General features: G+C 73.7%; 17 protein-coding genes. 11 read left to right on the top strand and 6 right to left on the bottom strand.

All coding sequences use genetic code 11. The annotated features are described in order from the left end of the window. Window positions 1-47: 47 nt before the first annotated feature. The gene (locus ABZY44_RS16550; RefSeq protein ID WP_356654268.1) at window positions 48-1,250 is read right to left on the bottom strand and encodes an ROK family transcriptional regulator; all 1,203 of its coding nucleotides are present in this window, start codon (window positions 1,248-1,250) and stop codon (window positions 48-50) included. 55 nt (window positions 1,251-1,305) lie between these two features. On the opposite strand from ABZY44_RS16550, the gene ABZY44_RS16545 reads away from it, so the two are divergent. The 4 genes from ABZY44_RS16545 (at window position 1,306) to ABZY44_RS16530 (ending at window position 5,429) form a co-directional block, all read left to right on the top strand. Then, window positions 1,306-2,520, top strand: a complete 1,215-nt coding sequence (locus ABZY44_RS16545; protein WP_356654266.1) for an MFS transporter — start codon at window positions 1,306-1,308, stop codon at window positions 2,518-2,520. 63 nt (window positions 2,521-2,583) lie between these two features. Continuing rightward, on the top strand, window positions 2,584-4,035 hold the full coding sequence (locus ABZY44_RS16540; protein ID WP_356654264.1) for a solute carrier family 23 protein: 1,452 nt from the start codon (window positions 2,584-2,586) through the stop codon (window positions 4,033-4,035). A 76-nt stretch (window positions 4,036-4,111) separates the two neighbouring features. Continuing rightward, window positions 4,112-4,762 (top strand): DUF5995 family protein, encoded by a 651-nt coding sequence (locus ABZY44_RS16535; RefSeq protein WP_356654262.1) that lies wholly within the window; start codon window positions 4,112-4,114, stop codon window positions 4,760-4,762. 43 nt (window positions 4,763-4,805) lie between these two features. Continuing rightward, complete coding sequence (locus tag ABZY44_RS16530; protein WP_356654260.1) at window positions 4,806-5,429, top strand: hypothetical protein; 624 nt, start codon at window positions 4,806-4,808, stop codon at window positions 5,427-5,429. A 69-nt stretch (window positions 5,430-5,498) separates the two neighbouring features. Here the strand turns inward: ABZY44_RS16530 and ABZY44_RS16525 are convergent, their stop codons facing one another. The 3 genes from ABZY44_RS16525 to ABZY44_RS16515 all read right to left on the bottom strand — a co-directional run bounded on the left by ABZY44_RS16525 (window position 5,499) and on the right by ABZY44_RS16515 (window position 8,762). After that, a complete protein-coding gene (locus ABZY44_RS16525) occupies window positions 5,499-7,196 on the bottom strand; it encodes an NAD(P)/FAD-dependent oxidoreductase (RefSeq protein ID WP_356654258.1) in 1,698 nt (565 codons plus the stop codon). Between the two features lie 66 nt (window positions 7,197-7,262). Beyond that, a complete protein-coding gene (locus ABZY44_RS16520; protein ID WP_356654256.1) occupies window positions 7,263-8,063 on the bottom strand; it encodes a carbon-nitrogen hydrolase family protein in 801 nt (266 codons plus the stop codon). 177 nt (window positions 8,064-8,240) lie between these two features. Next, window positions 8,241-8,762 carry a hypothetical protein gene (locus ABZY44_RS16515; RefSeq protein ID WP_356654254.1) on the bottom strand — a complete coding sequence of 174 codons (522 nt, stop codon included), beginning with the start codon at window positions 8,760-8,762 and terminating at the stop codon, window positions 8,241-8,243. 348 nt (window positions 8,763-9,110) lie between these two features. On the opposite strand from ABZY44_RS16515, the gene ABZY44_RS16510 reads away from it, so the two are divergent. Both ABZY44_RS16510 and ABZY44_RS16505 read left to right on the top strand, forming a co-directional pair. Next, complete coding sequence (locus ABZY44_RS16510; RefSeq protein ID WP_356654252.1) at window positions 9,111-9,818, top strand: GNAT family N-acetyltransferase; 708 nt, start codon at window positions 9,111-9,113, stop codon at window positions 9,816-9,818. A gap of 265 nt (window positions 9,819-10,083) precedes the next feature. Next, window positions 10,084-10,500, top strand: a complete 417-nt coding sequence (locus ABZY44_RS16505) for a WhiB family transcriptional regulator (protein ID WP_356654250.1) — start codon at window positions 10,084-10,086, stop codon at window positions 10,498-10,500. On the opposite strand, the gene ABZY44_RS16500 is transcribed toward ABZY44_RS16505, so the two are convergent. Further along, on the bottom strand, window positions 10,478-10,933 hold the full coding sequence (locus ABZY44_RS16500; RefSeq protein ID WP_356654248.1) for an Lrp/AsnC family transcriptional regulator: 456 nt from the start codon (window positions 10,931-10,933) through the stop codon (window positions 10,478-10,480). The genes ABZY44_RS16505 and ABZY44_RS16500 overlap by 23 nt on opposite strands. Window positions 10,934-10,943: 10 nt before the next feature. Further along, a complete protein-coding gene (locus tag ABZY44_RS16495) occupies window positions 10,944-12,413 on the bottom strand; it encodes an amino acid transporter (RefSeq protein ID WP_356654246.1) in 1,470 nt (489 codons plus the stop codon). A 307-nt stretch (window positions 12,414-12,720) separates the two neighbouring features. Between ABZY44_RS16495 and ABZY44_RS16490 the strand changes: the two genes are divergently transcribed. The 5 genes from ABZY44_RS16490 to ABZY44_RS16470 form a co-directional block, all read left to right on the top strand. Then, window positions 12,721-13,851: an LLM class flavin-dependent oxidoreductase gene (locus tag ABZY44_RS16490; RefSeq protein WP_356654244.1), complete on the top strand. Its 1,131-nt coding sequence runs from the start codon at window positions 12,721-12,723 to the stop codon at window positions 13,849-13,851. Then, window positions 13,844-14,671 carry an SDR family oxidoreductase gene (locus tag ABZY44_RS16485; protein WP_356654242.1) on the top strand — a complete coding sequence of 276 codons (828 nt, stop codon included), beginning with the start codon at window positions 13,844-13,846 and terminating at the stop codon, window positions 14,669-14,671. The genes ABZY44_RS16490 and ABZY44_RS16485 overlap by 8 nt, the downstream gene beginning before the upstream one ends. Before the next feature lie 179 nt (window positions 14,672-14,850). Next, window positions 14,851-15,816, top strand: coding sequence for a GDSL-type esterase/lipase family protein (locus ABZY44_RS16480; RefSeq protein ID WP_356654362.1), 966 nt, complete (start codon window positions 14,851-14,853; stop codon window positions 15,814-15,816). Window positions 15,817-15,946: 130 nt separating this feature from the next. Beyond that, window positions 15,947-16,921, top strand: a complete 975-nt coding sequence (locus ABZY44_RS16475) for an SCO0930 family lipoprotein (protein WP_356654240.1) — start codon at window positions 15,947-15,949, stop codon at window positions 16,919-16,921. Window positions 16,922-17,132: 211 nt separating this feature from the next. Beyond that, on the top strand, window positions 17,133-17,626 hold a 494-nt coding region (locus ABZY44_RS16470; protein WP_356654238.1), incomplete at its 3' end, for a response regulator.

The following is a 17,626-nucleotide window of genomic DNA, read 5'->3' as shown; positions in this document are numbered from 1 at the left end:
GGCCCGGTGGGGACCGGGGGGCGAACAGGTCCGGGGGGCCGTGGGACTCAGGGGGCGAACAGGTCCGCCTGGGCGGCTTCGCGGGCGGCGAGGCGCGCGCCGGCGAGGATGGCCGGGCCGCCGAGGGCGGTGGCGCGGACTTCGGTGGGGACGGGGGTCAGGGTGGCCAGCCGGGCGGCGACCCGGGCGGCGAGGCCCGGTCCGCCCGCCCGGCCGAGTTCGCCGCCGAGGACCACGCAGCCCGGATCCAGAACGGCCGTCACGGCCGCGGCTCCGAGGGAGAGCCGCTCGGCGAGGGCCTCGAGGAAGGGCTCCCCGGCGGCGCCCGCGACGGCTTCCTCCACCGGACCGTGGTAGCCGTGTCCGGCCGCCAGCGCGATGACGGCGGTGCGGCCCGCGAGGGCGTGGAAGCCGCCCGAGCAGTCGGTGGCCGACGGCAGTGCGCCGGTGCCGGGCACGGGCAGGAAGCCGATCTCGCCGGCTCCGCCGGAGGCGCCACGGCGGAGCCGTCCGTCCAGGACCACGGCCGCGCCGACCCCCGCGCCGAGCCACAGCAGCACGAAGGAGTCCACGTCCCGGGCCGCGCCGACCCGCTGTTCGGCGAGCGCCGCCAGGTTGGTCTCGTTCTCCACCACGACGGTCGCGGGCAGCCGCCGCCGCAGCGCGGCCACCAGGTCCCGGTGCCAGCCGGGCAGTCGCGTGGTGTCGCCGAGTTGTCCGCTGCCCGGCGAGACCAGGCCGGGTGCGCCGATCACCACGGTGTGGAGCCGGTCCGCGCCGGCCTCACGGGCGAGTTCCTCGAGGCGGTCGACGGCCTCCTCCACCGCGTCGACGGGCAGCGCCGCCTCGGCCACCGGCTTGCCGAGCAGGTCGGTGACCACCGCGGTCGCGCTGTCCGTCCGTACGTCGAGCGCCGCGAGGTAGGCCCGCCGCGCGACGATCCCGTACAGCCGGGCGTTGGGCCCGCGCCGCTGCTCGCCGGATTCGCCGACGACCTCGATCAGGCCGGCCTCGGTGAGCCGTTCCACCAGGTCCGCGACGGAGGGGCGGGACAGGCCCGTCAGCTTCTTGAGCTGGGTGGCCGTCAGCGGGCCCTCGTCCTGGAGCAGGCGCAGGGCGAGCCGGTCGTTGATGGCGCGCGCGGTGCTCGGGGAGGCCGGGGACGGGCCGATGACGAGGGCGGCCGCGGCGGCGGTACCCGGTGCGGGGGCGGCGGCGGTCAGGGCCTTGGCAGGGGTCACGGCGCCCATCCTATGAGCTCCCGGGGATTAACTATCAGGCAGGGTCCCTGATAGTTTACGGGTCATGACCGGGGAAACCGACCACAGTCCGGCGCGGCTGCGCCACGCCCGCTTCGCCATCGCCGCCGTCTTCTGCGCCCACGGCGCGGTCACCGGCTCCTTCGCCACCCGCATCCCGTGGATCCAGGACCACGCCCACCTCAGCGCGGGCACCCTGGGACTGGCCCTCGCCTTCCCCGCCCTCGGCGCCGCGCTGGCGATGCCGCTCGCCGGGCGGATCAACCACCGGCTGGGCGCCCGCACCGCCCTGCGGGTGCTGCTGGCCCTGTGGACGCTCTCCCTCGCCCTCCCGAGCCTGGCCCCCAACCTCGTCACGCTCTGCTTCGCGCTCTTCGTCTACGGGGCCACCGCCGGCATGGCGGACGTCGCGATGAACGCCCTGGGCGTGGAGACCGAGAACCGGCTGAAACGCTCCATCATGTCCTCGCTGCACGGCATGTGGAGCGTGGGCGCCCTGCTGGGCTCGGCCGTGGGCACCCTCGCCGCGCACACCGGCGCCGATGCCCGTCTCCACCACCTGATCGCCGCGCTCGCGCTGACCGCGGCCGGGCTGGTCGCCGTACGGGGCGTCCTGGACCTGCGCACCGACACCGGCGGGGAGGCTCCGCCGCACTTCGCGCTGCCCCCCAGGTCCGCGCTGTTCATCGGGGGGATCGGCTTCTGCGCGGTCTTCGCGGAGGGTGCGAGCATGGACTGGTCCGCGGTGTACCTGCGGGACGTGCTCGACACGGACGCGGGCCTCGCCGCCGCCTCCACCACCGCCTTCGCCCTCACCATGGCCCTGGCCCGGCTGGCCGGGGACCGGGTCGTGGACCGGTTCGGGGCGGTACGGACGGTCCGTGCGGGCGGCGTACTGGCCACCGCGGGCGGGCTGCTCGTGGTGACGGTCCGGCATCCGGCCGGGGCCCTGGCCGGTTTCGGGCTGATCGGGCTGGGCATCGCGGTGGTGGTCCCGCTGGCCTTCGCGGCGGCCGCGCGCAGCGGGCCCGCCCCGGCGCAGGCCATCGCCGGCGTCGCGACGATCACGTACACGTCGGGACTCATCGCCCCGTCGGCGATCGGCGCCGTGGCCGACGCGACCTCGCTGGTGGTGTCGTTCGGGCTGGTCACGCTGCTGGCGTTCGCCCTGATCCTGGGGGCGACCGTGCTGCGGCAGCGGCCGGTGGCGGCGGGGGCCTCGGACGCGGACCGGGACGAACCCGCCGCCGTGCGGCCGTAAAGTGTCGCCTGGCCGCCCCCGGCCTCGTAGCGTGACCGGACCGACCGACGGAAGTGGTGGAACATGGGCTTCGGCGTGCGCTGGACCCTGCACGGAGACGGGCGGACGCCCGCTCCCGGCGCGGTGGTGCGGCCGGACGAGCGGCTGACGTGGCCGCGGACCGCCGGACTGGGCGCCCAGCACGTCGTGGCGATGTTCGGGGCGAGTTTCGTCGCGCCGGTCCTGATGGGACTGGACCCGAACCTCGCCATCATGATGTCCGGTGTCGCCACCGTGATCTTCCTGCTCGCGACGCGCGGCCGGATCCCTTCCTACCTGGGCTGCTCGCTGTCGTTCGTGGGCGTCGCGGCGGCGATCCGGGCGGGCGGCGGGGACAGCGCGGTCGTCACGGGCGCGGTCTTCGTGGTCGGCGGGGCGCTGTTCCTGGCCGGTGTGGCCGTGCAGCGGTTCGGGGCGCGGATCATCCACGCGGCGATGCCGCCGGTGGTGACGGGCGCGGTCGTGATGCTGATCGGCTTCAACCTCGCGCCGGTGACGGCGTCCACGTACTGGCCGCAGGACCAGTGGACGGCGCTGCTGACCATGCTGGTCACCGGCCTCGCCGTGGTGGGCCTGCGGGGCTTCTGGTCGCGCATCGCGATCTTCCTCGGCCTGGTCTTCGGGTACGCCGTCTCCTGGGTCTTCGACCTGGTCTTCGGAAAGATCCACTCCACGACGGGCGGGCCGGAGGCCGTCGACCACTGGCGGCTCGACCTGTCCGGGGTCGCCCAGGCCGACTGGGTCGGCCTGCCGGGCTTCCACGCGCCGCAGTTCGAGTGGTCCGCGATCCTGATCGCGCTGCCCGTCGTCATCGCGCTGATCGCGGAGAACGCGGGACACATCAAGGCCGTCGGGGAGATGACCGGCGACCCGCTCGACGACAAGCTCGGCACGGCCATCGCCGCCGACGGCGCCGCGTCGATGCTGTCCACGGGGCTGGGCGGCCCGCCGAACACCACGTACTCCGAGAACATCGGTGTCATGGCGGCGACCAGGGTGTACTCCACCGCGGCCTACTGGGCGGCCGCCGGCTTCGCGCTCCTCTTCGGCCTGTGCCCGAAGTTCGGCGCGGTCGTCGCCGCGATCCCCGGCGGGGTGCTGGGCGGGATCACCGTCATCCTGTACGGCATGATCGGCCTGCTCGGCGCGCAGATCTGGATCAGCGGCGGGGTGGACCTGCGCAATCCGCTGAACCTGGTGCCGGCCGCTGCGGGCATCATCATCGGCGTGGGCGGCGTCAAGCTGGCCATCACCGACAGCTTCGAGCTGGGCGGGATCGCGCTCGGCACCATCGTCGTCATCACCGGCTACCACACGCTGCGGTACTTCGCGCCGGCGCACATGAAGGAGCAGGGACCCCTGCTGGACTCGGGGACCTCCGCGTACGACGGAGCGGCGGGCGACGAGGCGCCGGACGCGGCGGGCGGCGGGAGCGCGGCGGACGGCGCCGGGAACCCCGGGGACAAGCGCGGTTGACGTAGTTTCGCCCGAACCGGCGAAGCGCACGGCCAAGTTCCCCTGATCCCGGCCCGCGGCTGCGACGCTGCCTCCCATGGCCCCCATGGAAGCGGTGCTGGCGCGGATGCGCGCCCTGGACGAGCGGCTCCCCGAGCGGGACGGCGTCGCCGTCTTCAACCGGGTGTACCTCACGGTCACGCAGACGCTGCACGAACGGATCTCCCGCGGGGCGTTCCCGTCGCCGCGCCGGGCGGAGACGCTCAGCGTCCGCTTCGCCGAGCGCTACCTGACGGCGGTGGAGGCGGAGCGGGCACCGGCGTGCTGGCGGCCGCTGCTCCAGTACCGCCGCCATCCGGGGATCCGGCCGCTGCAGCACGCGCTCGCCGGGATCAACGCGCACATCGGCCACGACCTGGCGCTGGCGGTGGTCGCCACGTGCCGGTCCCTGGACTGCGAGCCTGACGCGCTCGAAGCGGACTTCGACCGGGTCGGGGACACGCTGGTCTCCCTGGAGGAACAGATCCGGGAGGACCTGATGCCGGGGCCGGACCTGCTGGAGGTCGCGGATCCGCTGACGCACCTGCTCGGCGCGTGGAGCCTGGACCGGGCCCGGTCGGGCGCGTGGGCGGCGTCCCGCCTCCTGTGGTCCCTGCGCCGCTCCCCCGACCTGGCGGAGGAGTTCACCGACTCCCTCGACGCGGGCGTCGGCCTGGTGGGCCGCTGCCTGCTGACGCCGACGGGGTGAAACGCCGGTGCGGCCCGGGCGTCCGACTGCCTAGCCTGGGGCGGTGACCAGCTTCGCCACGCACCGGCTCAGGGTGCACGACACCACGCGGGCGCCCTACCGCCGGCTGTCCGCGCTGCGCACCTGCCTGACGGAGTTCAGCCCGTACGGCTTCTACGCCACGTACCACCATCTGTGCCGCAGCGCCGGGATTCCGCGCGACCTGGACGAGGATCCCGGGTCGTTGGTGCGGGCGGTGGAGGAACTGCACGAGGCACGGCTGCTGTGGCGGGAGGCGTTCGCCGTGTGGCAGGTCGGGAGGCGGGCGCAGAAGCGGGCCGGGGTGCGCAGGCCCGAGCCGCGCGAGCCGTCGCGGGGGCTGCGGTGGCCGAACCCCGAGCTCCACCCCGAGGGCCGGCTCGTCGAGGTGATGCCCGCGGTGATGCGGCTCCGGCCGGGCGCCGACGGCCGCCAGGGGCGGGACGGCGCGTGTCCCCTGTGCGCGGCCGACCGGGGGACGGTGGAATGGGACCGCGACGGGTACGGGGTCCACACCCTGTGCGCGCGGTGCGGCCTCGGGCTGGACCGGAGGCCGCCGCGGCTGCCGGACGTACGGGAGCGCACCGAGGTGCGCGCCGCCTTCCGCCGGCGCGAGCACCTGATCTGGACGCGCCGCCTGGAGGCATGAGAACGGGCCGCCTCCGCGCTCGCGCACGCGAAGACGGCCCGGATCGGGGGGCCGGCGGGGCCGGGGAGGTCAGTCCTCCGGGAGTTCGACCGGGGCGATGTCGTCGTAGACGTCGCCCGGGCCCGGGTTGGTGGCGTCCGTGGAGCCGCCGAAGTGGTGCATGACGCCCCAGACGGCGTTCAGCGCCGTCTGGACGGCGCCCTCCGCCCAGCCGGCCGTCCAGGAGATGTCGTCGCCCGCGAGGAAGATGCCGCGCTTGTCCTCGGGGAGGCGGTCCTGCATGAAGTGCGTGAACAGGCGCCGCTGGTAGCGGTAGTGACCCGGCAGGTTGGCCTTGAACGCGCCCATGAAGTACGGCTCGTTCTCCCACGACACGGTCACCGGGTTGCCGATGACGTGGCGGCGGATGTCGACCTTCGGGTAGATCTCGCCGAGGGACTTCAGCATGACCTCCATCCGCTCGTTCGCGGACAGCGGCAGCCACTTCAGGCTGTCGTCGCACCACGTGTACGAGAGGCAGATGACGGCGGGCTTGTCCGGGCCGTTGTCCAGGAGGTACGTGCCGCGGGTCATGCGGTCGGTCAGGGTCATCGACATGACGTCGCGGCCCGTCTCCTCGTCCTTGTCCAGCCAGAACGGGCGGTCGACGGGGATGAACAGCTTGGACGACTCCATGTAGTGGGTGCGCTCCATCGCCGTCCAGTGGTCGATCGGGAAGAGCGAGTCGTCGCACGCGATCTTGGACAGGAGCAGCCACGACTGGGCGGTGAAGATCGCCGCGCGGTACGTGCGGATGTCGCCCGAGGCGTCCGTGACCGTGATGCGGTTGCCCGCGGTGCGGTGCAGGCGCGTCACCGCCGGGCGGGGGGTGCCGCCGTGCAGGGAGGAGAGCGAGGTGCCCTGCGCCCAGTGGACGATCTTCTCCGGCTCACGGTCCCACATGCGCAGCGGGAGCTGTTGCGAGCCGCCCACGATGCCCTGGTGGTGGTCGTCCGCCTCGGTGTAGACGACGCGCAGGATCTCCAGGATCGAGTTCGGGAAGTCGGTGTCCCAGCCGCCCGTGCCGAAGCCGACCTGGCCGAAGATCTCGCGCTTGCGGAAGGACTTGAAGGCCTCGGACTCGCAGAGGAACCCGTAGAAGGTCTGGTTGTCGAGCTTCTCGACCAGCTTCGCCCAGATCTCGCGGATGCGCGGGACGTCCCGCTCGCGCATCGCGGTGTTCATGTCGGAGAAGTCGGCGCCCTCGTCGAGGCAGTCGTTCCACGCGGCGGCGACGTCGCGGTAGATCTGCGGGAGGTCCGCGATGGTCTCGGCGTAGTGCGACTCGCCCTTGAGGTCCACCACCGTGGAGGGGGTGGCCGGGGAGAGCGGGTTCGGGAAGGGCTCGGTGACCAGGCCCACGAGGTCGATGTAGTGCTGGAGCGCCGTGGAGGACGGCGGGAAGCGCATCGCGCCCATCTCGGCCGTCAGTTCGTCCGTGCCGGTGCCCTCGAAGCCCACCGTGCGCAGCCGGCCGCCGATCTGGTCGGCCTCGTAGACGACGGGCTTGAGGCCCATCTTCATCAGCTCGTAGGCGGAGATGATGCCGGACAGGCCGCCGCCGATGACGGCGACCTCGGTGCCGTGCTCGGTCGCCGGAATCTGGCCCAGGCCCGCCGGGTGGGAGAGGAAGTCGTCGTACGCGTACGGGAAGTCCGGCCCGAACATGGTGATCGGGGGCTGGCCGTCGCTGTGCGGGACGGCGGTGGTGGGCACCGTGGACGTCATGGGGTACGGACTCCTAGCGGGGTGGGGCAGGGGGGAGGGGCAGGCGGGCGGCGGGCGGGACCGCGGTCAGACGAGGGAGGCGTACAGACCGGGCCGCCGGTCGCGCAGGTACGGGTTCGTCTCGCGCGAGGCGCGCAGCAGCTCGGGGTCGGCCTCGCCGAACACGAGCTCCTCGCCGCGTCCGGCGCGGGTCCGGGTGACCCCGTCGGGGCTCGCCAGGCAGCTGAGGCCGACGAACTCGAACTCGCCTTCCGGGCCGGTGCGGTTGACGTACGCGATGTACATCTGGTTCTCGAAGGCCCGTACGGGGACGACCTGTTCGGCGACGAACTGGAACGGGTGCATCTGCGCGGTCGGCACCAGGAGGAGGTCGGTGCCGGCGAGCGCGTGCGCCCGGACGTTCTCGGGGAACTCCACGTCGTAGCAGATCATGATGCCGATGCGGAGGCCGTTCAGGTCCGCCTGGACGACGGGGGCGTCGCCGGGGGTGAAGGCGTCCTGTTCGAAGCAGCCGAAGAGGTGGGTCTTGCGGTAGTTCGCGAGCCGGGCGCCGTCGGGGCCGATGAGCTGCGCCGCGTTGTACACGGTCTCCCCCTCGCGCTCGGGGTAGCCGTAGAGCACGGCCACCCCGTGGCGGCGGGCGATCTCGCCGATGGCGCGGGCGGACGAGCCGTCCGCCGGCTCGGCGAGCCGGGCGACGTCCTCGATCTCCAGCGCGTAGCCGGTCAGGAACATCTCCGAGGTCACGAGGAGCCCGGCCTGCGCCCCCGCGGCACGCGCCGCGGCCTCGTCGAGCGCCTTCAGGTTGTCGGCGGTGTCGCCGAGCCGTCCGGAGCTCTGGAGGAGGGCGGTGCGCAGCGGGGGCATGGGCGTACCTCTGGGGCAGAAGGGGTGGGGGTCCTCAAACGGTACGTTCGCGCGTTCGACCGGGACAAGCCGTGAGCGTTGCGCTCCGCGCATCGATTCGTTGCGCGTTGCGGGGCGGCGGCGGCGATTCGTTGCGCGGGGACCTGCCGGGTGGTCCGACGGGCCGTTCCCAGGGGTTCACGAGGCCTCGTGGAAGGCCGGGTGCGCGCTGAGGCGGCGCAGGTCCTCGAGGATGTCGGGGGTGTGGTTGGAGACCACCCGCCCGCTCCAGCCGTCGCAGAGGGCGGGAACGGTGAGCGTACCTCCGTCGCGGTGTCCGGCGGCCTCGTAGGCGCGGCGGAGCGCGTCGTGTCCCGCCGTGTCGCGGCCCGGGCGCAGGACGGTCACGGCGACGGCGCCCCGGAGGCCGAGGCGGGCGAGCGCTGCGGCGACCCCGAGGCAGCTCGGACAGTCGTCGGCGGCGAGATAGAGGCGGTACCGGTGCGGGACGGGTGAGAACCCGGACCCGATCCGCCCGCGCAGGGACCCCGCGGGCCGGGCGTGGGGCCCGTCGTGGTGCGGGGACTCGGCGAGGTCGGCGAGGTCGGCGGCGGACGGCGCGTCGGGACGGGTCCGGGGCCGGGGCCCGCACGTCGGCCGGGGCTGCGACAGGGTCTTGGCCGGGAGCTGCGCCGGGATCTGGACAGGGGTGTGGGACATGGTGGCCTCTCCTGCTGTCTGTGTGCGTGGACGTGCGTCTGCCGCGTTCGTACGGGCCGGGCCCAGTGCCCAAGGGGGCCGAGGGCGTACGGGGCCGTCGGCGTACGGAGCCGAGGGCGCGTGCCCGGCGGGCCTCAGGCGGCCGGGGCGGAGGCGCTGCAGACGCGCAGGAGATCGATGTGCAGGCGGCGGGTGAGCCAGGAGCGGCGGAGGGGAGCGGGTGGCGTCGTGAGCTGATCCACCGGGTCCCCCTCGTGTCCGCGGCTCCCGTTAGGCTGACGAGCGCAGTCTCGTACCACCGATCGGGGCCGTCAAGAGTGCCCGCGCCGGAAGAAGGAAGATCCGCCCATGTCCGCCCAGTCCCGGCCCGGTTCCGTCCTCGACAATCCCGTCTGGGCGGCGCTCGACGGCCCGCACCGGGGCTTCGCCGAGACCGGGCCCGCCGGGCTCGCCGCCCGCTATCCGGGGTCCGTGTCCCCGTTCGCCGCGCTCTGCGACCCCGAGGACCCGCAGGCCTGGGCCGATCTGGCCGCGCTCACCGGGCCCGGCCGGGAGGTCTGGGTGACGGGGCTGCTGACCCCGCCCGCCGGCTGGCAGACCCTGCTGTCGCTGCCGGGCGTGCAGCTGGACGGCCGGCCGGTGCGGGGCGAGGAGGAGCCGGAGGCGGTCCGGCTGGGCGCCGACGACGTGCCGGAGATGCTGGAGCTGGTGGCACTGGCCAAGCCCGGCCCCTTCTCGGAGCGCACCGTCGAGCTGGGCACGTACCTCGGCATCCGCAGCGGCGGGAGGCTCGTCGCGATGGCGGGCGAGCGGATGCGCCCGCCGGGCTGGTCGGAGATCAGCGCGGTGTGCACGCACCCCGACCACCGCGGCAAGGGGCTGGCCGGGCGGCTGATCCGCGCGGTGGTGAATGCCGTGGAGGAGCGGGGGGACAGTCCCTTCCTGCACGCGGCCGCGCAGAACACCTCGGCGATCGGGCTCTACGAGGCCATGGGGTTCACCCTGCGCCGCGAGCCGCTCTTCATCGGGCTCCGCACTCCTGGCACGAGGGACTGACGCGGACCGGCGGTGCGGCCGTCGTGGCGCCCGTCGCCGCGGCCGGGTGAGGGGCGACCCGGCGGGAGGAGCCGGGGTGGCCGGGGTGGCCGGGGTGGCCGGGGTGGCCGGGGTGGCCGGGGTGGCCGGGGTGGCCGGGGTGGCCGGGGTGGCCGGGGGCAACGGCGTGCGGAGGAAGGGGTTTCGCCGACGGGGGTTTGGCCCGGCGCGGTGCGGTCAGACGCGGGGAAAGCATCCGGCGACCGCATTCGCGAAAGGAACCGCCATGTCCCGCAGCGCCTCCAGTACCGCCACGACGGCCGCGTCCTCCCGGATACCCATGACCGACGTGACCCGGCTGCCCGGCTCCGCCGTCCACCACTGGGAGTGGCAGTCGCAGGCGGCCTGCCGCGGACTGGGCTCGACGCGGTTCTTCCATCCCGCCGGTGAGCGGGGCGAGGACCGGGAGGAGCGCGACGCGGCCGCGAAGCGCGTCTGCGCCGCGTGCCCGGTGCGCGAGGCGTGCCTGGAGCACGCCCTGCGCACGCGCGAGCCGTTCGGGGTGTGGGGCGGCAAGACCGAGGAGGAGCGCCGGGCGCTGCCCCGGCCCTCCCGCGCCAGGAGGAGCGCCGCGGCCGGCCCCAAGGGTCCGGGCGGGCCGACCGGGCCGGACAGGTCCGCTACGCCGGGGCGCCCGAGGTGAAGCGGCGGAGCAGCGGGGAGAGGACGAGCACCGACTTGGTGCGTTCCACGAAGGGCTCCCCCGCGATCCGTTCCAGAACCCGCTCGAAGTGGCGCATGTCGGAGGCGAAGATCTGGACGAGGGCGTCCGCGTCGCCGGTGACGGTCGACGCGGACACCACCTCGGGGTAGCGCTCCAGCCCTCGCCGGATGTCGTCGGGCGAGGTGTTGTGGCGGCAGTAGATCTCGATGAAGCCCTCGGTCTCCCAGCCCATGGAGGCCGGGTCGACGCGGACGGTGAAGCCGGTGATGGCTCCCTCGGCGCGCAGCCGGTCGACGCGCCGTTTCACGGCGGGGGCGGAGAGCCCGACCTCGGAGCCGATGTCCGCGTAGGAGCGGCGGGCGTCCTCGGCGAGGGCGTGCACGATGCGTTCGTCGAGATCGTTCAGTCGCACTGCGCGTGGATCACTTCTCTGCTGCGGCCGGTTCTTCTGTGGCCAGTCGGGAGCGGCGGATGCCGTACAGGAAGTAGAACACGAGGCCAACGGCCATCCAGCCACCGAAGACGATCCACGTGGCGGTGTCCAGGCTGAACATCATGTAGGCGCACGCGATCAGGCCGAGGATCGGCGTGACGGGGAACAGTGCCACCTTGAAGGTGCGCGGCATGTCCGGCCGGGTGCGGCGCAGGATGACGACGGCGACGTTGACGAGACCGAAGGCGAAGAGGGTGCCGATGCTGGTGGCGTCGGCGAGCTTGCCCAGCGGGATGAAGGCGGCGAGGACTCCGCAGAAGAGGGAGACGATCACCACGTTGGCGCGGGGGGCGCCGCTCTTCGCGTCGACCTTGGCGAACACCTTGGGGACGAGGCCGTCGCGGGACATGGCGAAGAGGATGCGGGTCTGGCCGTAGAGCACGGCGAAGACGACGGACGCGATGGCGACGACGGCGCCGGCGGCGAGGACGACGCCCCAGAAGGTGTGGCCGGAGACGTCGGTCATGATCTGCGCGAGCGCGGCCTCGGTGCCCTCGAAGTCCTGCCACGGCATGGCGCCCACGGCGACGAACGCGACGAGGACGTACAGCACGGTGACGATCAGCAGGGAGAGCATGATCGCGCGGGGCAGGTCGCGCTTGGGGTTCTTGGCCTCTTCACCGGCGGTGGAGGCGGCGTCGAAGCCGATGTACGAGAAGAAGAGGGTGGCGGCGCCGGCGCTGATGCCGGTGATGCCGAGCGGCGCGAGGGGGGCGTAGTTGCCGGCCTTGATCCCCATGAAGCCGATGCCGATGAAGAGCAGCAGGGTGACGATCTTGACGCCGACCATGATCGAGTTGATCCGGGCGCTCTCCTTGGCGCCGCGCATCAGGAAGACCATGGCGAGCAGGACGACGACCAGGGCGGGCAGGTTGATGAAACCGCCGTCGCCCGCCGGGTGCGAGACCGCGTCGGGGATCGTGATGCCTATGGTGCCGTCGAGCAGTTCGTTGAGGTACTCGCCCCAGCCGACGGCGACCGCCGCGACGGACACGCCGTACTCCAGGACCAGGCACCAGCCGCAGATCCAGGCGATGAGCTCGCCCATGGTGGCGTAGGAGTACGAGTACGAGGACCCGGAGACCGGGACCGATCCGGCCAGCTCCGCGTAGGAGAGCGCCGAGAACAGGGCGGTCAGGCCCGCGATGACGAAGGAGATCGTCACGGCGGGGCCGGCCTTGGGGGCCGCGGTGCCGAGGACGACGAAGATCCCGGTGCCCAGGGTGGCGCCGATGCTGATCATGGTCAGCTGCCACATGGTGAGCGAGCGGCGCAGCGAGCCGCCCTCACCCTGGCCGCCCTCGGCGACGAGCTGCTCGACCGGCTTGCGGCGGAGCAGGGGGTGGGCAGGCTTGCGGGGCTCGGAGGTGAGCGGTGGCGCCTGGCCGTGATCGAGCACGAGGGGACTCCTTTGTCACTGCGGGTGAGGTGTGAGGCGTCGACCGCGGCGATCCGGAGCAGGAGCAGGCCGAAGGCCTGGGCATGGGGGACCGCCGAGCAGGCGGTCCTCGCCACTCCACGTACAGCGAGTGAGCCTACGAGCTGAGTGATACCGCCCGTAATGCACCATCCTTGCACATTGACGGACGATCGTTGCGCGGATCTGTCCTGGATGGCCCTTTGTTGCGTAGGGATGATCGATCGCTGCGCAGCCCTCCGCGACCTCCTTCATTGACACTTCGTCAGATCTGTCGCAGCGTGCCGCCATGGATCTGGACGTGCTCTACGAGATCGACGTGCCGCGGCCCTGGCAGGGAGCCCATCCGCACGGCCAGCGGGCCGCCGAGCAGCGCGCCTACCGGGAGGCGGTCGAGCAGATCCGGCTCGCCGACCGGATGGGGTTTCGCACCGTCTGGGCGGTCGAGCACCACTTCCGCGAGGGCCGCTCGCACTGCCCGGCCCCCGAGGTCCTCCTCGGACACCTGGCCGGGCTCACCGAGCGGATCAGGCTCGGCTTCGGCGTCACCCTGACCCCCTTCGCCTTCACCCCGCCCCAGCGCATCGCGGAGAAGGTGGCCACCGTCGACGTGCTCTCCGGCGGCCGGGTGGAATGGGGCACCGGCCGCTCCACGCCCATGGAGCAGGCGGCTTTCGGGGTGGACCGGGAGAAGTCCCGGGACGACTGGCGGGAGGCCGTCGAGATCGTGACCGCGATGTGGCGGGAGGAGTACTTCGCCTACGCGTCGGACCGCTTCCGCTTCCCGCGCCGCATGGTCACCCCCAAGCCGGTGCAGGATCCCCACCCGCCCGTCTGGATGGCGGCGACCTCCCCCGGCTCGGCCGAGGTCGCCGGGGCGCACGGCCTCGGCCTGCTCTCCTTCTCGATCATGCAGCCGCTGGAGGCGATGGCCCGCCAGGTGGCCGCGTACCGGACGGCCGCCGCCGCCCCGCGCCCGCTCACCGACGTCACGACCGACCGGGTCGCCGCCTACACCCTCGTCCACGCGACCGCGCCGCGCACCGAGCCCGGCGCCCACGTGTGGGAGTCGGTGGCCTGGTGGTACGAGAACCTCGCGCGGTTCACCCTGGAGTGGGAGCTGCCGCACCTGGGCCCCGAGGAGCGCGAGGGGGCCTTCCCGCTGCTCACGCCGATCCTCGAAGGGAACGTACCCGTACGGGAGTTCAGCGACGGGGACATGATCCTCATCGGGGACGCGGAGACGATCGTCGCCAAGGCCAAACGGTACGCGGACCTCGGCGTCGACCAGCTCATCTGCTACGTCCAGTGGGGATACCTCGAGCACCGGGAGATCCTGCGGACGCTGGAGATCCTGGGCCGGGAGGTCATCCCCGAGCTGGCCCGCTACCGCCCGCGGCGGGAGCCGGCCGGTGACTGAGCCCCCCGACACCTCCCCCGACACCTCCCCGGTCCCCGACTACGGCGCGCTGCACCGCCTGGACGGCCGCGGATTCGTCCTGCTCGGCGCGGGCAACGGCATCGGCCGCCAGACCGCGCACGCGCTGGCCGCGGGCGGCGCCCGGGTGGTGTGCGTGGACGTCGACGAGGCCCGGGCCCGGGCGGTGGCCGCCGAGACCGGGGGGATCCCGTACGCCGCCGACGTCACGCGCCGCGGCCCCGTCCGGGAGCTCTTCGCGGAGGCACCTCTGCTGCTCGGCGGCCGCCCGGTCGGCGGGGTGGTCGACATCGTCGGGATGGCCCGGTACGCGGCCCTGCCCGAGCTGGACGACGCCGGCTGGGACTGGCACTTCGACCTGGTACTGCGCCACGCCTGGCTGGCCGTCCAGTACGGCGGCGAGGCCGTCGCGGCCGGCGGCGGCGGCCCGCTGGTCTTCGTCGCCTCCGTTTCCGGCCTCACGGCCGCTCCGCTGCACGCCGCGTACGGGGCCGCGAAGGCCGGACTGATGTCATTGGTGCGCTCCGCGGCGGTCGAACTGGGCCCGCGCGGGGTACGGGTCAACGCGGTGGCACCGGGCGTGGTGTGGACGCCTCGGGTCGCCGCCCTGCTGGGCGGCGAAGGACGGCGGCGCAACGCGGCGAACGCCCCGCTCGGGCGGGTCGCCGAGACCGCGGACATCGCCGCCGCGCTGTACTTCCTGGCCTCGCCGCAGTCCTCGTACGTCACCGGGCAGACGTTGGTGGTGGACGGCGGGGTAGGCGTGAAGTTCCCGTATCCGACGACCGGAGGCGAGCAGTGAGCACGCGCAGAGCCCAGGACGCCACCGGCATCCCCGATGCCGCCGACACCGCCGGACCCGCCGGCCCCGGCCGGGCACCCGCGCCGGGACCGGACCCCGAGCCGGGACCGGACCCCGAGCCGGGACCGGACCCCGAGCCCCGGCAGGACCCAGAGCCGTGGCAGGACCCGGCCCCCTTCCTGCGCGGCGTGGCCTGGCGCGACGAGGGACGCCCCGTGCGGGCCGACCCCGCCGACACCATGCGGCTGCCCTGGGACACCGGCGAGCGGGCCACCCTGCCCATCGGGGTGCGCCTGGAGTTCACCGTCCAGGACGCGCGGGCGGTGGAGATCCGCTACCGGGCGACCCTGCCGGGACCCACCGACGCCCTGCGCGACCTCGCGCACGGCTTCGCCCTCTGGGACCGGCACGGCGTGGTGCGCGAGCTGTACACCGAGCCGGCGGCGGAAGCCGTCGTCCGCATCGAGCTGCCGGGCGGCCCCGGCCCGTTCACCGTCCATCCGCCCGAGGCGCAGTCCCCGCTGATCCTCGGCGTGCGCGGGATCGGCGGCCGGATCGCGCCCGCGCCGCCCGCCCCGCGCTGGGTGGTGCACGGTGACTCCATCACCGAGGGCTGGTGGTCCACCCGGCCCGCGCACGGCTGGCCGGCGGTCGCCGGGCGGGCGCTCGGCTGGGACACGGTCAACCTGGGCTACGCGGGCGCCGCCCGCGGGGAACTGGCCACCGCCGAGCAGCTCGCGGGGCTCCCCGCCGACTTCCTCACGCTCGCCTTCGGCACCAACTGCTGGTCCCGGGTGCCGTTTTCGGCCCCGCTCCTGTACGAGACCACCCGCGCGTTCATCGAGCTGGTCCGCCAGGGCCACCCCCGGACACCTCTGCTGATCCTCTCCCCGCTGCTGCGGCCCGACGCCGAGCGCACCCCGAACAAGCTGGGCGCCACCCTGGGCGCCCTGCGCGACGCGATGGAGCGCGCCACCCGGGACCGGATCGCCGCCGGGGACGAGCGGCTGGCCCTGCTGCCCGGACGGGACCTGCTGGGACCCGAGCACCTGGCGGACGGTCTGCACCCCAACGACTCCGGACACCGCACGCTCGGCCTCGCTGTGGCCACGGCCGTGCGGCGGGCCGGGTTCGGTGCGGGGTGAGTGAAACAGCCCACACCGGAGGAGTTGAACTCAGCGGCTCCGACGAGGCGTGTCCTGCGCACAGTTGCCGACGCACCCGCCACCGCACGTACGGACGGACGGACGCGGCGGTGGAGGCAGGGACACACACGTGGGAGAGATCAAGATGGGCATCAAGCGCGGAACCACCCTGGCGGCCGTGGCGGTCGCCGTCGCCCTCACCGCGACCGCCTGCGGCGGGGGCGACACCGCGGGCGACACCACCAAGCCCGCCGGGGCGGTAGCCCCCGCGAGCCCGTCCGCGGGCGGCGACGGCTACGCGTACGGCTCGGGCTCGGGCTCGGGCTACGGCTCCGCCTCGGACACTTCCGCCAAGCCCGCCGGGCAGCTGGCCGTCGCGCAGAACGACCAGCTCGGCCCGGTCCTCACCGACAGCGCCGGCTTCACCCTGTACCGCTTCGACAAGGACACCGCGAAACCCTCCAAGTCGAACTGCGACGGGGACTGCGAGAAGACCTGGCCGGTGGTCGCGGCCGGCGACGCGACCGCCTCCGCGGGCACCGACCCGGCACTGCTGGGCGAGGTGGTCCGTACCGACGGCAGCAAGCAGCTGACCGTGGCGGGCTGGCCCGTGTACAGGTACGCCAAGGACACCGCGGCGGGCGACACCAACGGGCAGGGCGTCGGCGGCACCTGGTTCGCGGCCGCGCCCGACGGGAAGAAGGCCGCGAAGCCGGCCGCCGCGGCCCCCGCCGCGAACCCGGCCGCGGAGGCGTTGACCGTGGCCAAGGACCCCAAGCTCGGCGACCACATCGTCGACGGCAACGGGATGACGGTCTACCGGTTCAAGCCCGACACCGCCTGGCCCATGGTCTCCAAGTGCGAGGGCGACTGCGTGGCCAAGTGGCCGGTCGTGCCCCCGGTGGACCAGGCCGCCGCCAAGGGCATCATCGAGAAGAACTACCTGGTGCTGAACCGGCCTGACGGCAAGAAGCAGCAGACGGTGAACTGCTGGCCCGTCTACACCTTCACCGGCGACAAGAAGGCCGGCGACATCAACGGCCAGGGCGTCGGAGGCACCTGGTACGCCGTCGCCCCCGACGGCAAGCTCCTCACCGGCCAGTAGACCCCGTGCGGCGGCGCCCCCGTGCGGCGGCGTCCCGTCCTGTGACGGGCCGTCCTGCCCCGCCGCGTCCGGTGCCGGGCCGCCCCGCGCGGCGCCGCCGGACGGCACGTCACCCCCTGACCGCCTGACCGCGCGGCCTCTGCCTCTCCTCCCCCCGGGCAGGGGCCGCGCACCTTTTCCCCGCGGCGGAGCGGAACCTAGACTCGCCCCCATGCTGCGCGTACTGGCCGTCGACGACGAGAAGCCCCTCCTCGAGGAGCTCCTCTACCTGTTGCGCTCCGACCCCCGGGTGCGCAGCGCCGAGGGCGCCTCGGACGCCACCGAGGCGCTGCGCAGGATCACCCGGGCGCTGGAGAGCGGTCCCGAGGGGCCCGACGGCATCGACGTGGTCTTCCTCGACATCCACATGGCCGGGCTGACCGGGCTGGACATCGCCCGTCTGCTGGCCGGGTTCGCGCGGCCGCCGCTGATCGTGTTCGTCACCGCCCACGAGGGGTTCGCCGTACAGGCCTTCGACCTCAAGGCCGTGGACTACGTACTGAAGCCCGTGCGCCCGGAGCGGCTGGCCGAGGCCGTGCGGCGGGCCTGCGCGCAGGTCGCGCGGCTGCGTCCCACCTCGGGCTGCGCCGGGCGCTGGTCTCGCCCCCCGGCGCCGTGGTGTTCACCACCGAGCCGATCGCGTTCGCCGTCCGCGAGGCCCTTCCG

It is taken from the genome of Streptomyces sp. NPDC006544 (assembly GCF_040611715.1).
In the GTDB taxonomy this organism is placed as follows: domain Bacteria; phylum Actinomycetota; class Actinomycetes; order Streptomycetales; family Streptomycetaceae; genus Streptomyces.
The sequence above is the reverse complement of the archived record's forward strand: the minus strand, read 5'-3'. Positions and strand labels throughout refer to the sequence as shown.

Bases quoted from the DNA above. Each gene is read 5' to 3' on its own strand.
- ABZY44_RS16550 (WP_356654268.1), bottom strand. From the start codon at position 1,250: ATGGGCGCCGTGACCCCTGCCAAGGCCCTGACCGCCGCCGCCCCCGCA.
- ABZY44_RS16545 (WP_356654266.1), top strand. From the start codon at position 1,306: ATGACCGGGGAAACCGACCACAGTCCGGCGCGGCTGCGCCACGCCCGC.
- ABZY44_RS16540 (WP_356654264.1), top strand. From the start codon at position 2,584: ATGGGCTTCGGCGTGCGCTGGACCCTGCACGGAGACGGGCGGACGCCC.
- ABZY44_RS16535 (WP_356654262.1), top strand. From the start codon at position 4,112: ATGGCCCCCATGGAAGCGGTGCTGGCGCGGATGCGCGCCCTGGACGAG.
- ABZY44_RS16525 (WP_356654258.1), bottom strand. From the start codon at position 7,196: ATGACGTCCACGGTGCCCACCACCGCCGTCCCGCACAGCGACGGCCAG.
- ABZY44_RS16520 (WP_356654256.1), bottom strand. From the start codon at position 8,063: ATGCCCCCGCTGCGCACCGCCCTCCTCCAGAGCTCCGGACGGCTCGGC.
- ABZY44_RS16515 (WP_356654254.1), bottom strand. From the start codon at position 8,762: ATGTCCCACACCCCTGTCCAGATCCCGGCGCAGCTCCCGGCCAAGACC.
- ABZY44_RS16510 (WP_356654252.1), top strand. From the start codon at position 9,111: ATGTCCGCCCAGTCCCGGCCCGGTTCCGTCCTCGACAATCCCGTCTGG.
- ABZY44_RS16505 (WP_356654250.1), top strand. From the start codon at position 10,084: ATGTCCCGCAGCGCCTCCAGTACCGCCACGACGGCCGCGTCCTCCCGG.
- ABZY44_RS16490 (WP_356654244.1), top strand. From the start codon at position 12,721: ATGGATCTGGACGTGCTCTACGAGATCGACGTGCCGCGGCCCTGGCAG.